This window comes from Snodgrassella sp. B3088 (genome assembly GCF_026535815.1).
In the GTDB taxonomy this organism is placed as follows: domain Bacteria; phylum Pseudomonadota; class Gammaproteobacteria; order Burkholderiales; family Neisseriaceae; genus Snodgrassella; species Snodgrassella alvi_E.
Genome location: NZ_JAFNPG010000002.1, coordinates 306675 through 327044 on the forward strand (window position 1 = coordinate 306675; position 20370 = coordinate 327044).

The following is a 20370-nucleotide window of genomic DNA, read 5'->3' on the forward strand; positions in this document are numbered from 1 at the left end:
GATGAAACCTGATTCACACCTGATACTGCAGCAAACCATTACATACCGGCAAATATTTTCAAAAGAAGTGGTGATTACTTTTAAATTAAAGGTAACGAGAAAGCATAATAGCTGATAGAGTAAGTAAAATTGCTTGATCTGAAAATTATGCCCTACTTGTTTGATGACAAAGCACCTGTATTCTAGGTGCGAAGAAAGCCATAGATTAATGTTTAATCTACCTCACACAAACCAAAGCAAACCAAAACAGGATTCAGGTACAACAGAAATGGCAGCATACGACAGTTTGATGGTGTTTACCGGCAATGCGAACCCAGAGCTGGCTAATAACGTAGCCAGACATTTGGACATTTCATTGGGAAGAGCCTCTGTAGGAAAGTTTTCAGATGGCGAAATCGCAGTTGAGTTACTGGAAAATGTACGTGGGCGCGATGTATTTATCGTACAGTCCACCTGTGCGCCAACTAATGACAACCTGATGGAAATCCTTACCATGGCTGATGCACTCAAACGTGCCTCTGCTGGCAGGATTACCGCTGCCATTCCTTATTTTGGCTATGCTCGTCAGGATCGTCGTCCACGTTCAGTGCGGGTACCGATTTCAGCCAAACTGGTAGCCAATATGCTGTATTCTGCTGGTATCGACCGTGTGCTCACCGTGGACCTGCATGCCGATCAGATTCAGGGGTTTTTTGATATACCAGTTGACAATATCTATGCTACCCCGATTCTGGTGCATGATATTGAAAAACAGCGCATTGATAATCTCACTGTAGTCAGCCCTGATATCGGCGGAGTAGTTCGTGCGCGAGCTGTGGCCAAAACTTTGGGTACTGACTTAGCCATTATTGATAAACGTCGTCCCAAAGCTAATGTAGCAGAAGTCATGAATGTGATTGGTGAAATCCAGAATCGTACCTGTCTGATTATTGACGATATGATTGATACGGCCAATACCTTGTGTAAAGCAGCTTCTGCACTAAAAGAACGTGGTGCCGAACGCGTATTGGCCTATGCTACACATCCGGTATTTTCTGGTGAAGCCATTGAGCGTATAGCATCATCAGAAATCGATCAGGTGGTGGTAACCGATACCATTCCATTATCCGTAGCTGCTCAGAATTGTGAACGAATTCGTCAGGTAAGCATTTCAGGCTTATTGGCTGAAACAGTACGTCGTATTAGCAACGAAGAATCCGTGTCATATCTCTTTAACGAAGATGTGGCCATACCGGGAGCGATGTTTCTCCCTTAATCCCCCAGATGCCGTCTTAAGCTGGTCGCGGCCGATGACGGCATGATTAACCTTGGAGTAGTTATGTCTTACGAAATTAAAGCAGAAATCCGTGAAGCTCAGGGCACTGGTGCGAGCCGCCGCCTGCGTCGCGAAGGTAAAGTACCAGCTGTATTGTACGGTGAAGGCACCGAGCCGGTAGCCATTACTGTTGATCACCGTACCTTATGGTATGCTCTGGAAAAAGAAGCTTTCCATACTGCCATTATCAAGCTGGACGTAAATGGTAAAGCCTACGACGTTATCGTACGTGATTTCCAAATGCATCCGTTTAAACAACAGGTACAACATATCGATTTTCAGGCTGTTGATGCCAATAAAGCCATCAATATCCGCGTACCACTGCATCTGCTGAACGCTGCTATTTCTCCAGCAGAAAAATTGCAGAGTGGCCGTGTATCTCTACTGGCTACCAGTGTAGAAGTAAATGCTTTGCCGAAAAATATTCCTGCGGTGCTGGAACTGGATGTTGCTACTATTAGCGCTGGTGAAATCCGCCACTTGTCTGATTTGGTGTTACCGGAAGGCGTAACTTGCGTTGCTCTGAGTCGTAAAGAAAATCTGGCCATTGCTTCAGCTACTGGTAAAAACAAATAAGTTGTTAAGAATTCAATCTGTTGAATCTTAATATCTATAAAAAGCCTAAATCTGTTGAGACAGACTTAGGCTTTTTCTTTATTATTCTTATTCTAATCAATGTATTCCTGACAGAATAAAAATGCCCGATGATTTTGTATTATCAAAAGTTCCAACCAATATCATTGGGCTTAAAAAATTTACTTTTAAGAGTTAGATAAAAATTTTCTGTGATAAATTGATAAACTAAAGCATTAAAATTATACATCTTCTCTATTATCTAGTATTGGTAATATAAAAACCTAGATGCCATTAAATATAGTAAGTTTGAACGAATAAGATAAAAGCTTCCATAGATACAACAATAGAAGCTTTATCATAAATGCAATATCAACTAAGCTGCTTTTCAGCTAAGAATAGTTATTTAAAAAATGAATGGATAAAAGATAAAATTAGAATTAGGTTTTTTTGCTGCCGGATTGCCTGCGTGTACGTTTTTCAGACTTTGGATGCTGGCTTTTTCCTAAATTTAGTTTGTTTGTCTTTTGCTTTTTATTAGTTACTTTTTGTGTCTTTCCAGAAGAAGAGACATTCAGTTTATTCTGAATTTTTTGGGCACTATTTTTCTGGCGTCGCTTACCGCTATTGGCACTGATTAATACCAAATCAATTCGGCTGGTATCGAGATCGGCTCGTGCTACTTTTACGGTAACCTTATCGCCCAGTTTGAATCGAATACCGCTACGTTCTCCAATAATGGCCATTAATTCTGGATGAAAATTGAAATAATCCTCACCCAAATCACTGATATGGATCATACCGTCAATATAGACATTATCTAACGTAACAAACAATCCAAAATTGGCCATGCCGGAAATTGTACCGGAAAATACCTCTCCAATTTTGTCACGCATATAGTAAGTTTTAAGCCAGTTTTCAACATCACGGCTCGCATTATCAGCTTTACGTTCAGCCAAAGAACAATGTACTCCAAGCTCAGTCCATGATTTTGGCTGATACTGCTTATGCTGTAAAACAGCCTTGATGGCACGATGTACAGTCAGATCGGGATAGCGCCGAATCGGAGAAGTAAAATGTGTATAAGCAGGATATGCTAAACCAAAATGGCCAATATTTTGAGGCTCATATACTGCCTGCTGCATTGAGCGTAATAGCATCACACCGATAACATTGCGATCCGCTCTGTCTTTAATTTTTTCGCTCAGCTCAGCATAATCCTTAGGTGTTGGGTGATCGCCACCATTCAGACTCAAGCCAAGCAATGCCAGTTGTTCTCGCAATGTATTTAAACGCTCACTGGTTGGACCAGCGTGATTACGATACAGGGTAGGGTGCTTGTGCTGTTTAAGAAATTCTGCGGCGCAAACATTTGCTGCCAGCATACATTCCTCAATCAGCCGATGAGCCTCATTGCGCTCAACTGGAACAATTCGTTCAATTTTACCCTGCTGATTAAAAACCATCTGCGTTTCAATACTTTCAAATTCTACAGCACCACGTTGCAGACGTTTTTTCAATAATATCTTATACAGCCTATATAAATTCATTACATGCAATTTAAGCGGATCGTCAAACTGATCATTACTAATCCAGTCCCAGGCCTGTGTATATGTCAGGCGCGCATGAGAACGCATAACAGCTGGATAAAACTCATAACTTTTTATATTGCCGGCATAAGTGATAACCATATCGCAGACTAGACACAAACGCTCAACATTAGGGTTAAGTGAACATATTCCGTTTGAAAGATTTTCAGGTAACATGGGAATGACACGGCGCGGGAAATAAACACTGGTCGCGCGATCCTGAGCATCACGGTCAATTGCATCATCGGGCTGAACATAATGGCTGACATCAGCAATTGCAACCAGAAGTCTATAGTTACGTCCAATTTTTTCAGCATATACAGCATCATCAAAATCTCGGGCAGTTTCACCGTCAATCGTGATTAAAGGCAACTCGCGCAAATCAACTCGGTTTTTTCGCTCAGTAGGCTTTACGTGATCGGGTATTTTAGCTGCCTGCGTCAGACATTCTGAGCTGAATTGATAAGGTAAATGATGTTTGCGAACAGCAATTTCAATTTCCATTCCACTGTCTGCATAATCCCCCAAAATTTCTATTACCCGCGCCACTGCAGCCTGTGTTGCGTTAGGATAAGATTCAATTCTGGCTACCAACACTTGTCCAGTTCTCGCTTTACCCAATGAATCAGGCTGGAGCACAATACTGGCTCCTAATCGCTTGTCTTCTGGCACCAGCATTGCGACACCATGCTCTATAGCCAGGCGGCCGACTACATCTTGATTGGCACGCTCTATCACATCCAATACCTGACCTTCACGCCGACCGCGTCTATCTGTGCCTGCTGGTCGTACCGTAACAATGTCACCGTTCATCAACCCACGCATCTGGCGGGTATAGAGTACAAAGTCACCGCCATCACCTGGATTTAAAGGTACTGCAAAACCAAAATCATCCTTGTGAACTTCCACTCGGCATTTTACTAAAGCCAGCTTATTAGCGACACAGACGGCACCGCGACGATTGATTAAAATTTGTCCGTCACGTGCCATAGCAGTCAGGCGGCGCTCAAAAAATTCTTTTTCATCCTCAGTAATGGTGAGTTTTTGTGCCAGCTCATTGATTTTGACAGGAATGCCGATTTTTTCCAAAACGGCAATAATCCACTCACGGCTGGGTAAAGGATTAGGATATCTCTGTAATTCTCGTTCTAAATAAGGGTCTTGATGGCGTAAATCTGATTTTTTTTTCATATAGTATTGACAATCTCTTTAGAGAATATATAATGCATTTCCTCAGCTAAAGACATACTTTAACTGAAAGTTGCAATATATGCAAAAGCCCAGGTGGCGGAATTGGTAGACGCGCATGGTTCAGGTCCATGTGCCAGCAATGGTGTGGAAGTTCGAGTCTTCTCCTGGGCACCAGAATTCCAAAAAAAAGATATCCAAGCGATTGGATATCTTTTTTTTAGCTATGTAGTAATAAACTAAAATTTTGGGCACATTGATTGCCTTATCTTTTAATCAATGAGTATATGCAGATTCAGATTAAAGTTGGATAGGGTGATAAATCGAATATTCAATGTTTAATTAAAATAGTGTCTGATGTGATATCCTCAGTAGCCTATTCCAATGATTTTTTCCTTGCAGAATAATATTTATTAAGTTTGATAAAACTAAGAAAATATCAAGATTTGAACTACTTTCTTACATTAACTGGTAACTGATTGAATGCCCATTCTTTATCTGTGCAAACACGTGCCAATACCAAACCTAGGGGCAGAGAAAGTACGATAAGCATGGCTTGTGCACCCCAGTTAATGGCGTTAATGATATCGTTTTGCTGGAGAAAATACATAGCTCGGAACATATAAATTCCTGGTACCATAATACATACTGCCGGTACAGACAAAGCAATACGTGGGGATTTACTGTGATGGCTAAAATAAAACGCACTGAGACCAACAATGAAAGCAGCTATTAATGAAGCTCCCTGTATAGGAATGTTGGTAAAGTCAATTAATTCTAGGCGTAAAGTATTGGCATACATGCCGATAAATGCAGTTGTCAAAGCTGTTTTAATCGGACTATTGAACAATAATGAAAAGCCCAGCACGCCAAAAAAGCTGGCAAGCAAACGAAAAAAGGCTGTCCATATGGGATACAGAGTAGGAGTCAGCATGGGTTCTGGTGCCATGTGTATGCCGGCTGCCACAATCCAGGCAGCAAAAGTGGCACAAAAAATCACTGTCACCGCATAACCCACACGCTGGATTCCAGAAGAAAAGTCTTGTTTGGCTAAATCGAGTACCCCGGTAATTAGTGGAAAACCGGGTATCAGAAACAGCATTGAAGCTATATAACCGGCAGTATGTTGAATATTAATTTTTAATGATATGTAGCTGATGCCGATAATCATAAAATATAAACTTGAAGCCACAGCAGCTGCCAGCATGGTAACCACAAACTGATTCAGGTGCTTATGTAACAGCGTACGCCGTAGAGCCTGCCCGAAGCCAGATGCAATAAATACGCCCAGCATTTCTACCGGCCCTCCGCCAATTAAAAAAGTAAACGATGAGCAGGCAATAGCTGCAAATAATGCAGATTGTGGAAGATTATATAAGGCCGGTTGGTTTTCGATTTTCGCCAGAGATTGGTCGAGATAACGAATCAATTCGCTTTCGCTCATTTGTTGGTAACGGTTTTGTATGTCAATTAATAGTGTTTCCAGTAATTGAATATTATTGGTATTAATGCCTACACTTTGTATGTTGGTTACCTCGGTTTTAAACTGTTTGCCACTACGACAGGTGGAATTGATTTCGGTTAGTGTAATATGCGCCTGATTTTCTACTCCCAGCATACTGGCTACATGGCGCATAGATTGTTTGATACGGTAGCTGCCGGTACCTGCTGCCAGACATATTTTGCCTACACGTAATACCAGATCAGATTTTATGTTTAGCTGAAGTTCATCGGAAGATAGGGGTAGTGGCATAATGTTTTTATTTGATAAAAATGTAAGTCGATATTATAACGCTTGTAATTATAGAAAGTATCAGGGTTAATTATTCTTGTTAATATTGATTGTAGGGCTGAAAAAAATCTGCTGATTCATTCCAAAAATATATATATGAATTGCTAGTATTTATTTTAAAATTTGATTATAAAAATGATTTATTTTTATTGAAGATGAATTTAATAAACCGGCTAAAACCGGTTAAACATAAGTAATGGTTCTGTAGGGAAAACAATATTAACCATTTTATTTATAAGTAATTGTTTATAGTTTGTTTCAATCCCATTCCTTGGGTTTGAGTTCGGGATGCTCCCTGAATGCAGGCTCTAGGAAATCAAGCATTTCTCCCATAATTCTTCCGACTACTCTTCTGTAAGCTCTGAATTCTTCTTCAGGACAACAATCCTGGACTTTAAAAAGCGTCTGGTTTAAATCGTTGGTTATTTTAAACATTAAATCTCTGATTTCTTCGGCAATTACTGGATCTTTTATCATATTAGAATACCATTAGTATATTATTATAAGCATTAAGTAGTTTAACTCAATTTTATATAAGACGTCATATACTATTGGGTTTTAATTGGACTTATTAAACATTTATGCTTTAGTTACATAGGATATTTCAGATTTGTTTTAGTGATAAAAAAGCAGCTTGTAATGTATCTGACAAGCTGCTTTTTCTGAATTAAAAAATGAATGAGTTATTCGTTTATTTGCGCTGTTAATTCTCTTGTTTCATGGAAACGGATATCTGGCCAGCGTTCTTCAGTTAAAGATAAATTAACACGGTTGGGCGCGAGATAAGTAAGGTTGCCACCGGCATCAGTAGCAAGATTGAGTACGTTGGCCTTTTCGAATTCGGCCAGTTTTTTCCGATCTGCACAGGATACCCAGCGTGCTGACCAGATGCTAACAGATTCAAATACGGCATCAACGCCATATTCATTTGCTAGTCTGGCAGTGACTACTTCAAATTGCAATACGCCAACGGCGCCAAGTATAAGGTCGCCACCGTTGTGGGGGCGGAATACCTGCACGGCACCTTCTTCGCCTAACTGTTGTAATCCTTTTTGAAGCTGTTTCATTTTCAATGGATTTTTAATCCGCACTGCGCGAAACAACTCGGGGGCGAAAAAGGGGATACCAGTAAAGGTAAGACGTTCACCTTCAGTGAAGCTATCACCAATCTGGATATTGCCATGATTGGGAATTCCAATGATATCACCAGCAAATGCTTCTTCAACTAATTCGCGGGTGTGAGACATAAAAGTCACCACACTGGAAGCAGCAATATCACGGTTCAGGCGCAGATGTTTGATTTTCATACCGCGAGTAAACTCTCCGGAACAAACGCGCAGAAAAGCAATACGGTCGCGGTGCTTAGCATCCATATTAGCTTGAATTTTAAAGACAAAACCAGTGAATTTGGCTTCAGTTGGTTCGACAACGCGTTCTAAGGTTTCCCGTGGCTGTGGCGCAGGTGCCCAGTCAATCAAAGCATTAAGAATTTCCTGTATGCCAAAGTTATTAATGGCAGAACCAAAAAATACTGGTGTCAGTTCACCGCGCAGAAAGGCATCTAAATCAAATTCGTTGGATGCTGCTTGTACCAATTCGATTTCTTCACGTAATTGCTGGATTTCAATGGGAAAAAGTTCATCTAAACGCGGATTGTCAATGCCTTTGATAACGTCAAATTCATGGGGAAGTTTTTCACCTCCAGCTTCAAACAGATATATTTCGTCGTTAAGGATGTGATATACGCCTTTGAAGTTTTTACCCATTCCAATTGGCCAAGTAATCGGAGCGCAGCGGATGTGCAAAATATTCTCTACTTCATCCAACAATTCTAATGAGTCCCGCACTTCACGATCGTATTTATTCATGAAGGTGACGATAGGGGTATCACGTAAACGACAGACGTTTAAAAGCTTGATGGTTTGTGCTTCAACACCTTTGGCCGCATCAATTACCATCAGAGCACTATCAACTGCAGTGAGTACACGATAGGTATCTTCAGAAAAATCTTCGTGTCCAGGTGTATCAAGTAAGTTGACCACATGTTGGCGGTAGTCAAATTGCATTACTGAAGAAGCTACAGATATTCCGCGTTGCTTTTCGATTTCCATCCAGTCTGAAGTGGCAAATTTGCCAGATTTCTTTCCTTTTACTGTACCTGCGGAAAGAATGGCACCAGAAAACAGTAATAGCTTTTCGGTGAGGGTGGTTTTACCGGCATCAGGGTGGGATATTATCGCAAATGTACGGCGGCGTGCCGCTTCTTGGGCAATCTGGCTCATGATTTTATATATTCTGCAAACAATAAAACAAGACGGCTACGGCCGTCTTGTGAGAATATTTATATTGTAGCACAGATTAATATTAGAACTGTTAATTGTGTGGTTTAGCGAAAAAAAACAAATTAATATTTTTGCATGAAAAGATGCTTTGAAATGTGTAGCCTTGTATTTTAAGTCAGTACATAATCAGAAGTTCAGGGCATCATTTAATGCTTAAGAATTTTCTGTATTAGCAGGATTAAAAAAACATTTTTTTATAACAATAATATTATTGTCACATTTTAGTTCTGATTCGGCTGCACTGTGTTTGATTACTGCCAAAGCCAGCGTAGAAGTTTGCTGTGATACTTGATTGATTATTAGTCCGACTTCTTCATTATGGTTGTCAAAAATTGGTTTACCTTCTGAAACTGAACCGTTTATTTCCATAAGTGCTAGCCCTCTTTTTACCTGACCACGGTATTGAGCGCGGGCGATGATTTCCTGACCGGGGTAGCAGCCTTTTTTGAAATGAACAGCACCTATTAGTTGCTGATTAAGCATTTGTGCAACGCAGGTTTCTGTGGTCTCTATGCTAATCCATGGATTACCGCTGGTGATTTCATGTAATTTCCATGATTCTATAACTTCTGTATTAAACGGGGGCAGTTGGCTGGTTTTTCCAATCTGGATTATTGACCCATCTGGCAAGTTGATGGACCAGATTTGATTAGTCTGGCTAGTTGGCAATACATACTGAGGTTCTGATGCTGTGGATAATGTTTCGGGTACGCTGACTGCTGCACCCCAGTCTGTCATGATTTCCAGTTTTACTTTACTGCGCATGATGTATATTTGCAGTTTTTTTTGTAAGGTGTCGATGAGGCTGGCTGAGGTTAATATAATAATATCATTATCCCGATTAAGTACCAGCATATTGGCTATTACGCGACCCTTGGCTGTATTGTAGGTAGCTAAACAAGCATGGTTGGCAGACAAATGATTGATATCATTAGATAATTGGTTGTGTAAAAAGGTTGCTCGATCTTCGCCGCTTACACGTATCAGTCCGAAATAAGGCATCAGGGAAGATGCTGTGTGTGTCATGGAAAAATCCTGTTTGTTTTGCAGGCCTTTATTATAATACTGAATGCTTAGCTAACAAGCTAAAAGCTCCGCCCAATATCTGGTGCGGAGCTTTGTTTAAGGGGCTTAATGAAGGATTTATTTTCCTTCTACTTTTGCTTTAAGTTGTTGATACATATCTGGATGCTCGTTTTTCAGTAATTCGGCAACTTCCATATTTATGCGATTGAGCTTGCTTAATTCCAGCTGTTCAACATGTACCAGCCGTACCAGTTCGCGAACTGGTTTCGGAATGTTGCGGCCTGCTTCATACCGAGAACCGCCGGATTGTGTAACACCTACCTGACTCCAAAATTCAATCTGGTTCAAACCGAGTTTTTTACGGATTTCGCGCACATTGTTGATAGGTTTAAAAGCTTTCATAATTTTTATACCTTAAAACGAGTTGTCTATGTTTAAGTAAAATTAATTAATATGATCATTCATAAATATTAGTTGTTTTGGTAAGTTTGGTCATTTATTGTAATAAACCATACTTATCAATATGCATAATTATCTATGGACTTCAATATTATCACAATATTTTTTACATTCAATACAATATTGCTAATGGTTTACCTGTTTAAGGTGATTTTGAATGGTGTATTTTTATTTTAATTAAACTATTTTAAAATTTATTGCCTTAAATCAGATATAGATGTTGTATTAATGTAAAGTTTTACGTTTTTTTTGGTATTTTAAGGTTTTCCTGTCAATGGGCTGATTGTGAGTATCTCGTAGCCATTATCTGTTACTAGTACTTCATGTTCCCACTGTGCGGAGAGTTTGTGGTCCTTAGTAACTACTGTCCAGCCGTCACCGAGAATACGCAAATGGCGTTTTCCTTGGTTAACCATTGGTTCTACTGTAAATATCATTCCCGGCTGTAGTTTTAAGCCGGTATGGCGGCGACCATAATGCAACACTTGTGGTTCTTCGTGAAAACCTTTTCCCACTCCGTGGCCGCAGAATTCTTGAACCATGGAATAACCGGCATTTTCTGCTACCTGCTGACAGGCATAGCCAATGTCTCCCAGTGTTGCTCCTGGTTTAACAACGGATATACCGGCCATCATACTTTCATGGGTGACATTAATTAGGCGGCGTGCCTGTGGACTGATTTCGCCTACAGCATACATGCGACTGGAATCTCCGTGGAAACCATCTTTAATGATGGTGACATCGATGTTGATGATGTCGCCGTTTTTTAAAGGTTTGTCATCGGGGATACCATGGCAGATAACATGATTGACGGATGTGCAGCAAGATTTGGGAAAGGGTGGATTGCCATATCCTAGTGGAGCGGGATAACCACCCTGTACGTTAATGTGGTAATCATGTATCAGTTTGTCGATTTCGTTGGTGGTGACACCTGGTTTGATAAATTGGCCAATATAGTCCAGTGCTTCAGCTGCCAGCCGGCCGGCTACGCGCATTGCGGCAATTTCTTCTGCATTTTTAATAATCACGCCCATGATTTTTCCTTTTAGGCTAATTAAAACTGTTTAAATGATAGTTATGCTTCAAGCATTTACTAGAAGGCTTAGTTCTTCTGCTATGTTTTGTTTGCGCATCAAGCTTTCTCCAATGAGAAATGTATTTACCTGATGCTGCTGCATCATGTGTATATCATCTGTGGTAAAAATGCCGCTTTCGGTAACGACTGTTTTGCCATTTAGTGCAGGCAGAAGTTTGATTGTTTGCTGTAGGTCTACTTCAAAAGTGCGCAAGTTACGGTTATTTACGCCCCAGAGTGGGGTAGACATAGAGATGCATTTCTCTAATTCTTCTTCATGATGGATTTCAAGCAATACGGTCATACCTAGCTCGTGGGCTATGGCTTCATATTCATTTAACTGGGTACGGCTGAGTGCTGCTGCTATCAGGAGTATAGCATCGGCATTATGTGCTCGTGATTGATACACCTGATAGATGTCGATGATGAAATCTTTTCGTAATACCGGCAGGCTGCAGGCATTACGGGCAATATTCAGGTATTCCAGACTTCCTTTAAAGTAGCTTACGTCGGTCAGGACGGACATGCATGCGGCGCCACCTTGCTGATAAGCATGAGCAATATCGGCGGGTGAAAAATCAGGACGAATCAGTCCTTTGGAAGGGCTGGCTTTTTTTACTTCGGTAATGATGGCTGCTTTGCCTTGCTGATGTTTATGATGTATGGCTTCCAAAAATGGTCTTGCCGGTGCCTGATCATAAGCTTTGGCACGTACTTCAGCCAGTGTTTCAGCGGACTTGGCTGCAACCATTTCGGTTTTTTTGGTAGCAATGATTTTATTTAGGATATCGCTCATGGTTTTGGTCCGGACTAGGATGCTGATTGTTCACAAGATATGACCGCTATATTCATAAATCTAATTTAAGTCTGACTTATGAATTTTAGGATTGTGTGTCTTCGGTAATTTCGTTTTTTAATAACTGAAAAATAGATCTGAATGCCTTAGGCGCTTTATCAGCGGCCTGTTCTTTACGCGCATTGCGTATCAGTGTGCGCAGGTTATTGATGTCAATATGTGGGTACTGGCTGATAACTTCTGTGAGACTATTGTCGTCTGCAATCAGACGCTCTCGCAGGTATTCGAGTCTCTGTAAATAGGCATTATGCGCACTGTTTTCGCCTTTGAGGCGTGATAGAAAATCGCTGATCGGTGCGGTATCAATTTCCCGCATCAGGCGGCCAATATATTGTGCCTGACGTTTGAGGGCGCTGTTAGAGCTGATTTTTTGATAGCTTAATACAGCCTGTAATAAGTCTTCGGGCAGATTGATTTTTTTAAGAGTATCTGCGGATAGTTTGGTTAGTTGCATACCCAGTTGCTGCAAATCATTCATTTGCTTTTTCATACGGGTTTTGCTGACCCATTCTTCTTCTGTCTGAAGTATGTTTTCAGTATGGCTGTTCATATGTTACGTATCACTAGTGTATCTGAATTTTATTTGTGTATTTTAGCAAAAAATCCGTATTATTTCAGTTGGCATGGCTGTTTTGCGGCTGCCAGTGCTGAATTCAGCATGCTAGAATGCATGCTTCTTGGCAAGAAGGTAAATTATGTTTCATCACGGTGCTGAACAGTTACAAGAGTTGTGCCGGCAGGCATTGTATAAAGCTAGGGTGCAAGGTGCGAGCGCGGCTGAAATTGATATCAGTGAATCAGTTGGACAGAATGTGCAAGTACGCCAGCAGGATGTTGAACATATTGAATATCAACAGGATAAATCTTTAGATGTGACGGTTTATTTGGGTCATGCCAAAGGCCGGGCTAGTAGTGCTGATTTTAATAATAGCGCCATTGATGAGGTGGTTACAGCAGCATTGAATATAGCTCGCTATACGGCACAGGACGAATGTGCAGGACTGGCTGATGCTGACTTATTGGCTACTGATGTGGGTGATACGGATAGTTATTTCCCCTGGCCGTTGTCTGCTGATGAAGCTATCGCTATTGGTAAACGAACAGAACGGGCTGCACTGGATACAGATGCACGCATCAGCAATTCTGAGGGTGCTGAGGTTCAGACAGACCATTATCAGTATGTCTATGCCAATAGTAATGATTTCTGTGCTTATCAGCGTGGCAGCCGGCATAGCATATCCTGCAGTGTAGTGGCCTCTGATGCGTCTGGTATGCAGCGTGACTACTGGTATGATTTGGCGCGTGACCCTAAGGATTTAGATACAGCAGAGAATATCGGTAAGACTGCTGCTTCTCGTACTGTGCGTCGGTTGGATGGTCGCTCTGTAGCGACGGGCAAATATCCTGTAGTATTTGATACGACGGTGGCAGGAAGTCTGATTGGACATCTAGTGGGAGCGCTTAGTGGTGGCGCTTTATATCGAGAGACTAGTTTTCTGGTTGATTCTCTGGGTAAACAGATTTTGGCACCATGGGTGTGTCTACATGAAAGACCGCATGTAAAAAAAGCTCTAGCCAGTACTTATTTCGATGCCGAAGGTGTGGCTACGCATGATCGCACTATTATTGCAGATGGATATGTGTCGGGCTATTTTCTGAGTAGTTACAGTGCGCGTAAGCTAGGCATGACTACGACGGGTAATGCCGGTGGTGTACATAACTTATATTTAAATCATACGCATAAGTCTCAGGCAGAGCTGTTGAAGACTATGGGTACGGGTTTGCTGGTTACTGAGTTGATGGGTCAGGGTGTAAATGGTATTACGGGTGATTATTCTCGTGGCGCGGCTGGTTTCTGGGTAGAAAATGGAGTCATAACATATCCCGTAGAAGGTATTACGATTGCGTCACGTTTACAGGATATGTTTATGGCGATGATAGGTGCCGCTGACGATGCATTGAAACGCAGTACGCACAAGGTGGGTTCTATTCTCATTGGGGATATGACTGTTGCTGGTTCATAAGTGTCTATTTATGTATCAGATGATGGAAATGATGTATTTGGGTCAGTTTGAAAGGACTTAAGATGAGCTTCCGTAAAGCATTATGGTGTGTGTTTTTTCTGGCTGTACTGTGTGCTGCTGCTTCGTTTGTCGGCCAATATGTTTTGGGTATGAATCCTTGTGTATTGTGTATTGTGCAACGAGTGGCGGTGATCCTTACTGCATTGCTGGCTCTGTTATGTGCTTGTTGCCCTAATCTCAACTGTATTGAAAAAGTGATTAATGCAATTGTGGTTAGTCTGGCTCCGATTGGCGGTCTCTGTGTGGCGATTTACCAGATTTATATTCAGCACTTACCTTTAATTGACCAGCCGTCTTGCGGAGCTCCATGGACATTTCGGTTGCGTGATGCGCCGCTATTTCACTGGTATGAACCGATTATCCGTGGTACCGGTAATTGTGGTGAGGTGCAGCATATATTGTGGATACCGTTACCAGTATGGAGTGTTTTATTTTTTGTTGCAGTATTGCTGTGGGTATGGGGATGGTTATGGCAGTGTCGTACTCGCTCCAGAAAATGATAATGCTCTGTGTATTCTGTAATTGATTTGCCTGAATGAATGTATATGGTATGAAAGCTAGATTTTTACTAAAAACGGCAGCTAGGTTGACACTGACTGGATTATTGTTGTGTGGTTTATCTGCGTGTAAGGAGCATGGTAGCTGGAGTGGAGCGGATGATGATTCTCCGGATGATAACGGTAGAATATTGACTCAGCCTGCGCAAATAAGTCGGCTGATACCTGCACGTGTTGCTGAGCGGGATGCATGGGCAGCTGATATCAGCCAGATTATGGATGAGCTGAAAATCAGTAAAACCAAGGAAAATGTATGTAGTGTGGTAGCGGTAGTAGACCAAGAGTCGAATTTTGTTGCTAATCCTACTGTACCTGACTTAGGAAATAAGGCGATTAAAGCTTTTCAGACTGAAGTACCGCAGAAATTTGTGAAACAGTTTGGTCCGGCTCTTGGCCCGGCTGTTTCGCGCTACTTTACATATGTATTGATTAATGAACCCAGTAAAGACAACAGTTTTCTAATACAAATGCGTTCGGTAAAAACCGAGCAGCAGCTAGACTGGATATACCGGCAGATTTTTGCTTATGTTTCCAAACAATTTTATGCTGATTCGATAGCTAATGCAGCAGCTAAATTCATGGGCAAGGATTTGGGGGAGGAAAATAATCCCATTACGACCATTGGCTCAATGCAGGTATCTGTAAAATATGCGCGTGATCATCAGCGTGACCACGCTTCTGTTAATGAGTTGAGGGATTATATGTATACCCGAGAGGGCGGCTTGTATTATGGTATTCATCGACTGATGAAATATCCTGCTGCCTATGATAATGCACAGTATCGGTTTGCTGATTATAATTCCGGTATGTATTCGAGCCGTAACGCTGCTTTTCAACAGGATATTAATAAATTATTGAATCTTGATATGGCTTTGGATGGGGATTTATTGGTTTATGATAAGGATGATAACCCTCAATCTATGCCAAGTCAGACTGAAACTGCTTTGAATCAGTTATTTGCTGACCATGGTATTTCAATGAAACCGGAAGATATTCGTTCGGATTTGTTGCATGAAAAACAGGCAGAGTTTGAAAATACGTCCACGTATCAGAATGTGATAGCAATCTATAAACGTCAGTTTAATAAAAATCCTCCGTATGCAATTATGCCGCAAGTTGTGATTAGCGGGCCTAAATTAAGCAAGGATTACAATACTAACTGGTATGCGAATAATGTTAACCGACGCTATGAGGCATGTATGCGACGCGGTGGCGGACGTCATCCAAAGAAATGAATCAGGCTTAAATTGATGGCTAGTGTGTTTATGCACTAGCCATTTTTTATATATTTTAATTTTGGGGTTTCTGTTTTGCTTCCAGTGTTTCCCAACGTTCAAGGTTTTCTAGCAATAATTCTTCAATTTCTGCAACACGTGCCTGCCATTGTGCAGCCTGTTTGTAATCGATTTTGAAGATTTCAGGATCAGAAAGTTTTTTATTTAATTCTGTTTGTTCTTCTTCCAGAGCAGCTATTGTATCGGGTAAGCTGTCCAGTTCACGTTGTTCATTGAAAGAAAGTTTTTCACTACGCCGGTTTTTAGGGCGTGTTTTATCAGCGGTGTTGTTATTGGCCTTGTTTGTAATATTTAAAGGTGCTTGCAGGCTCTGCTCACGTTTTTGGGCATTAATATAATCCTGATAGCCGCCAATATACTCTTTTAGCTGGCCGTTTCCGCTAAATACAATGGACTGAGTGACAACATTATCCAGAAAAGTACGGTCGTGACTGACCAAAAACACCGTACCTGTATAATCACGTAATAATTCTTCCAGCAATTCCTGTGTATCGATATCCAAATCGTTAGTAGGTTCATCAAGTACCAGTATGTTGGCAGCGCGGGTAAACAGCTTAGCCAGTAGCAAGCGGTTCCGTTCTCCGCCAGACAATGATTTTACCTCGCTACGCACTCGCGCAGGTGAGAACAGAAATTCTTCCAGATAGCCGATAACATGTTTGCGCTGACCACCAATTTCTACGTAATCGTTACCTTGGCCGATGGTGTCGAAAACGGTATCGTTTTCATTCAATGCACTGCGGAATTGGTCAAAGTAGGCTACTTCCTGACGTGAACCCAAACGGATTTTACCGGATGTGGGTTGTAGCTCTCCTAAAATCAGCTTCAGAAATGTGGTTTTACCCACCCCATTTGGCCCGATCAGGCCGATTTTATCGCCACGCTGAATAACAGCGGAGAAGTCGCGCATGATGATGTGATTACCATAGGAAAATCCTGCATGCTCAAGTTCGGCGATGATTTTGCCGCTGGCTTCGCCTCGGTTAAGGTTGAAACTGACTTGACCCTGAACTTCTCGCCGTGCGGCACGTTCTCGCCGTAGTTGTTCCAGTCGCTTTACCCGCCCTTGATTGCGGGTGCGACGAGCTTCTATCCCTTTTCGTATCCACGCTTCTTCCTGTGCATGGAATTTATCGAATAGGCGATTGTGTTCGACCTCAACAGCCAGCTCTTGTGCTTTTTTTTCACTGTAAGCACTGAAGCTGCCCGGATAGCTGCGCAGATGTCCACGGTCAAGCTCTACGATACGAGTAGCCACTTTATCTAGAAACCGTCTGTCGTGAGTGACGACAATCAGACTGCCGGCAAAATTACTCAGCAGATTTTCCATCCATTCAATTGCTTCGATGTCCAGATGGTTGGTGGGTTCATCTAGTAAGAGAATATCCGGTTTTTGCACCCATGCTTGTGCGAGTGCAACTCTTTTTTTCTGACCGCCACTGAGATTAGCGATAATTTCATTTTCAGGTAGGTTAAGTTCGCTCAAAGTTTGGGCAATCAATGCATCAAATTGCCAGCCATTACGGTTTTCCAGTTCGTTTTGTAATTCCGTTAAACGATTTAAGCTTTTTTCATCGCTAATATTCTGGCTAAGTTCGTGATATTCATGCAGTAGGTTTTGTAATTCGCCTAATCCTTGAGCAATGGTATCGAAAATAGTCGCCTGTGGATCGAAAAACGATTCCTGCGGTACATAAACGATTTTCTGGTCGTTTTGAATGGTGAGTATTCCATCATCCAGTTTTTGTACGCCGGCGAGAATTTTTAATAATGTTGATTTACCGGCACCATTGCGGCCGATGAAACCGATTTTTTCTCCCGCATCCATTTGCAGAGAAGCATGATCTAATAATGGGTGATGGCCAACTGCAAAGCAGGCATTATCCAGAGACAAAATACTCATATTTCAACCAGACTACGTTAGGATATTTGTGATAGAAAGACTGGGTATTGTAACAGTTTCATCATTGAATTGTTGCTGTTGTCCTGTATGGCTACTGGTTAAAAATCTGGCAACTTTGGTCGGGCTGGCGGCTAGCGTGAAAAAAGTCCTCTTCTTCATCGCAACGGCTGCTGCTGGTTTGACACATAATAATTCGGCCATCCTGATTAAGTTTAAGTATACGTGGTTCTTCATTAGTATCCAGAGCAACGGCTTTAAGGGTGAAGTGCTCTTCTCGGGTAAAGCGAGGATTGCCTTGAAAGCGGAAGCAAAAATATTGATTTTGTGTAATAGGTAGGGTTGGCCAGCTGTTTCCATTTTTTCGGTAGCTGATATGATGCAGATAGTGTTTGGCTAGATACTGTCCGTTGATAAGTAAATCTGCCTGAGCCTGATGAAGTCGGGCTTGTAGAATGTGTTTACGGTAGGAAGGATAGGCTATGGCGGCTAATATTATAATAATGGAAAGCGTGATTAATAAATTCAATAAACTAAATCCCGATGAGTATCGTGTGGCTGAATATAGTTGATGTCTGAATGGGAATCGACGAGGTACCATGATTTAATAAATAATTATATACTATCGGCATTATATTATAACAACATATATATACGGAATATATTTTATTCGAATAAATCATTCTGCTTTGGGATTGAATGTGGTTAATAAAATAATAATCAAAATATAAACAAAAAGTTATTTTTATTTTATTTGTTTGAATTTTTGTTTAATATTTGGCTGATTTCACAGAAATGAATCTACTTACTTAAATAGTGGATTAATAGAATTGAATATTTTTAGTTGCTTTTTTGTTTTGTACTAAAAAAATGAAACGGGCTATATTGCCCGTTTTGTAATATGTTAAATACTTTTTCGTGTTATCAGCGAGGATGTAAACTTTCCATGCGAATCATCGTTACAGGCGACAATACGCGTGGTAAGGCTTGAATCTGTGACATCGCTTGTTTGATAAAGCGTTCTTTAGTTGAATGGGTCAGGATCACAATTTCCGCAGTCTCTTTATTGATAATGCCTTTTTGAATGAGTGCTTCGATAGATATATTTTCTGCTGCCAGAATATTGGCTATTTCACCCAGAACACCTGGTTCATCGCAGGCAGATACGCGTAAATAATAACTACTGGTGATTTCATCCATGGGCAGAATGGAAATATTTTGTAGTGAACTAGACTGAAATGCCAGATAAGGTACGCGATAGCTGGCTTCAGCATTCTGTAATCGGGTGACATCCATGATATCTGCCATGACGGCGCTAGCTGTAGGACCGGCACCGGCACCGGCACCATAATACAATGTCTGCCCGATCATATCAGCCTGAACTGATACGGCATTCATTACGCCTTCCACTTTTGCTAGTAGGCGGCTTTCAGGTATCAAAGTAGGGTGTACCCTAAGCTCAATACCTTCTGGAGTTTTGCGTGTAATACCAAGGAGTTTTATGCGATAGCCTAGTTCTTCAGCATAGCAAATATCCAGACTTTGCAGCTGGCTGATGCCCTCCAGATAACACTGACTGAAATTAATTGGGGTACCAAAGGCCAATGCTGAGATGATGCTAAGTTTATGGCCTGCATCATGTCCTTCAATATCGAAAGTCGGGTCTGCCTCGGCATAGCCTAAAGCTTGAGCCTGTGTCAGTGCTTCAGGGAAGGTGCTTCCGTTAGCACGCATTTCGCTGAGAATAAAATTGCTAGTGCCATTGATGATGCCGGCAATAGATTCGATATGGTTGGCTGCTAGCCCTTCACGCAATGCTTTGATAATCGGGATACCACCAGCCACTGCTGCTTCATACATCACCATTACGTTGTGCTCAGAGGCCAACCGGAAAATTTCGTTGCCGTATTCAGCCAGAAGCTTTTTATTTGCTGTAACGATATGTTTGCCATTTTTGATCGCCTGAATCACTGCATCTTTGGCAATGGTTGAACCTCCAATCAGCTCTACTACCACATCGACATCAGGAGCTGTAACTACATCAAATACATTGTCTGTAATGTTGGTATCGGGGCCGCATATTGTTCGCGTTCGCTCAAGATTTCGGCTGGCTGCATGTGTAATAATCAGCTCCCGCCCCAGTCTGCGGGTGATTTCATGTGCATTATTCTGTAATAGTTTGACGGTACCACCACCAACTGTACCTACGCCCAGCAAACCAATGCGAAGTGGCTGCATTTTTACTCCTTAAATTAGACGAATATGATTGTATGATTGACTGATGCTTGCAATTTTACGTAAATAATCTACTATGCTAGC

General features: G+C 41.4%; 17 protein-coding genes and 1 tRNA gene. 6 read left to right on the plus strand and 12 right to left on the minus strand.

What is annotated here, in order from left to right; genetic code table 11:
- Positions 1-268: 268 nt before the first annotated feature.
- Both J3U75_RS01835 and J3U75_RS01840 read left to right on the plus strand, forming a co-directional pair.
- Entirely contained in the window at positions 269-1255 is a 987-nt protein-coding gene (locus J3U75_RS01835) for a ribose-phosphate pyrophosphokinase (RefSeq protein WP_100140241.1), read from the plus strand.
- Positions 1256-1318: 63 nt separating this feature from the next.
- On the plus strand, positions 1319-1891 hold the full coding sequence (locus J3U75_RS01840) for a 50S ribosomal protein L25/general stress protein Ctc (protein ID WP_100140116.1): 573 nt from the start codon (positions 1319-1321) through the stop codon (positions 1889-1891).
- 437 nt (positions 1892-2328) lie between these two features.
- Here the strand turns inward: J3U75_RS01840 and rnr are convergent, their stop codons facing one another.
- Positions 2329-4668, minus strand: coding sequence for a ribonuclease R (rnr, locus tag J3U75_RS01845; protein WP_267390236.1), 2340 nt, complete (start codon positions 4666-4668; stop codon positions 2329-2331).
- 87 nt (positions 4669-4755) lie between these two features.
- On the opposite strand from rnr, the gene J3U75_RS01850 reads away from it, so the two are divergent.
- A tRNA-Leu gene (locus tag J3U75_RS01850) sits at positions 4756-4842 on the plus strand.
- Between the two features lie 274 nt (positions 4843-5116).
- Here J3U75_RS01850 and J3U75_RS01855 read toward each other — a convergent pair.
- The 8 genes from J3U75_RS01855 to yjgA all read right to left on the minus strand — a co-directional run bounded on the left by J3U75_RS01855 (position 5117) and on the right by yjgA (position 12744).
- Positions 5117-6418: a threonine/serine ThrE exporter family protein gene (locus tag J3U75_RS01855; protein WP_267390237.1), complete on the minus strand. Its 1302-nt coding sequence runs from the start codon at positions 6416-6418 to the stop codon at positions 5117-5119.
- A gap of 297 nt (positions 6419-6715) precedes the next feature.
- Positions 6716-6934, minus strand: a complete 219-nt coding sequence (locus J3U75_RS01860; RefSeq protein WP_267390238.1) for a hypothetical protein — start codon at positions 6932-6934, stop codon at positions 6716-6718.
- 206 nt (positions 6935-7140) lie between these two features.
- On the minus strand, positions 7141-8739 hold the full coding sequence (locus J3U75_RS01865; protein ID WP_100140119.1) for a peptide chain release factor 3: 1599 nt from the start codon (positions 8737-8739) through the stop codon (positions 7141-7143).
- 213 nt (positions 8740-8952) lie between these two features.
- On the minus strand, positions 8953-9825 hold the full coding sequence (locus tag J3U75_RS01870) for a YgfZ/GcvT domain-containing protein (RefSeq protein ID WP_267390241.1): 873 nt from the start codon (positions 9823-9825) through the stop codon (positions 8953-8955).
- Positions 9826-9942: 117 nt separating this feature from the next.
- Positions 9943-10227: a helix-turn-helix domain-containing protein gene (locus J3U75_RS01875; protein ID WP_100140121.1), complete on the minus strand. Its 285-nt coding sequence runs from the start codon at positions 10225-10227 to the stop codon at positions 9943-9945.
- Positions 10228-10541: 314 nt separating this feature from the next.
- Entirely contained in the window at positions 10542-11321 is a 780-nt protein-coding gene (gene map, locus J3U75_RS01880) for a type I methionyl aminopeptidase (RefSeq protein WP_100140122.1), read from the minus strand.
- A 45-nt stretch (positions 11322-11366) separates the two neighbouring features.
- Positions 11367-12155, minus strand: coding sequence for an indole-3-glycerol phosphate synthase TrpC (gene trpC, locus J3U75_RS01885; protein WP_267390242.1), 789 nt, complete (start codon positions 12153-12155; stop codon positions 11367-11369).
- An 85-nt stretch (positions 12156-12240) separates the two neighbouring features.
- Positions 12241-12744 (minus strand): ribosome biogenesis factor YjgA, encoded by a 504-nt coding sequence (gene yjgA / locus J3U75_RS01890; RefSeq protein ID WP_323811346.1) that lies wholly within the window; start codon positions 12742-12744, stop codon positions 12241-12243.
- A gap of 163 nt (positions 12745-12907) precedes the next feature.
- On the opposite strand from yjgA, the gene pmbA reads away from it, so the two are divergent.
- From pmbA to J3U75_RS01905, 3 genes are all read left to right on the plus strand, one after another.
- The gene (gene pmbA, locus J3U75_RS01895; protein ID WP_267390479.1) at positions 12908-14239 is read left to right on the plus strand and encodes a metalloprotease PmbA; all 1332 of its coding nucleotides are present in this window, start codon (positions 12908-12910) and stop codon (positions 14237-14239) included.
- A gap of 62 nt (positions 14240-14301) precedes the next feature.
- Complete coding sequence (locus J3U75_RS01900) at positions 14302-14799, plus strand: disulfide bond formation protein B (protein ID WP_267390244.1); 498 nt, start codon at positions 14302-14304, stop codon at positions 14797-14799.
- Between the two features lie 50 nt (positions 14800-14849).
- Positions 14850-16091: a DUF1615 domain-containing protein gene (locus J3U75_RS01905; protein ID WP_218966201.1), complete on the plus strand. Its 1242-nt coding sequence runs from the start codon at positions 14850-14852 to the stop codon at positions 16089-16091.
- 55 nt (positions 16092-16146) lie between these two features.
- On the opposite strand, the gene J3U75_RS01910 is transcribed toward J3U75_RS01905, so the two are convergent.
- The 3 genes from J3U75_RS01910 to J3U75_RS01920 form a co-directional block, all read right to left on the minus strand.
- Positions 16147-18054 carry an ATP-binding cassette domain-containing protein gene (locus tag J3U75_RS01910; RefSeq protein WP_267390245.1) on the minus strand — a complete coding sequence of 636 codons (1908 nt, stop codon included), beginning with the start codon at positions 18052-18054 and terminating at the stop codon, positions 16147-16149.
- 91 nt (positions 18055-18145) lie between these two features.
- Entirely contained in the window at positions 18146-18580 is a 435-nt protein-coding gene (locus J3U75_RS01915; RefSeq protein ID WP_267390247.1) for a type IV pilin protein, read from the minus strand.
- Positions 18581-18975: 395 nt separating this feature from the next.
- The gene (locus J3U75_RS01920) at positions 18976-20289 is read right to left on the minus strand and encodes a homoserine dehydrogenase (RefSeq protein ID WP_267390248.1); all 1314 of its coding nucleotides are present in this window, start codon (positions 20287-20289) and stop codon (positions 18976-18978) included.
- Positions 20290-20370: the final 81 nt, after the last annotated feature.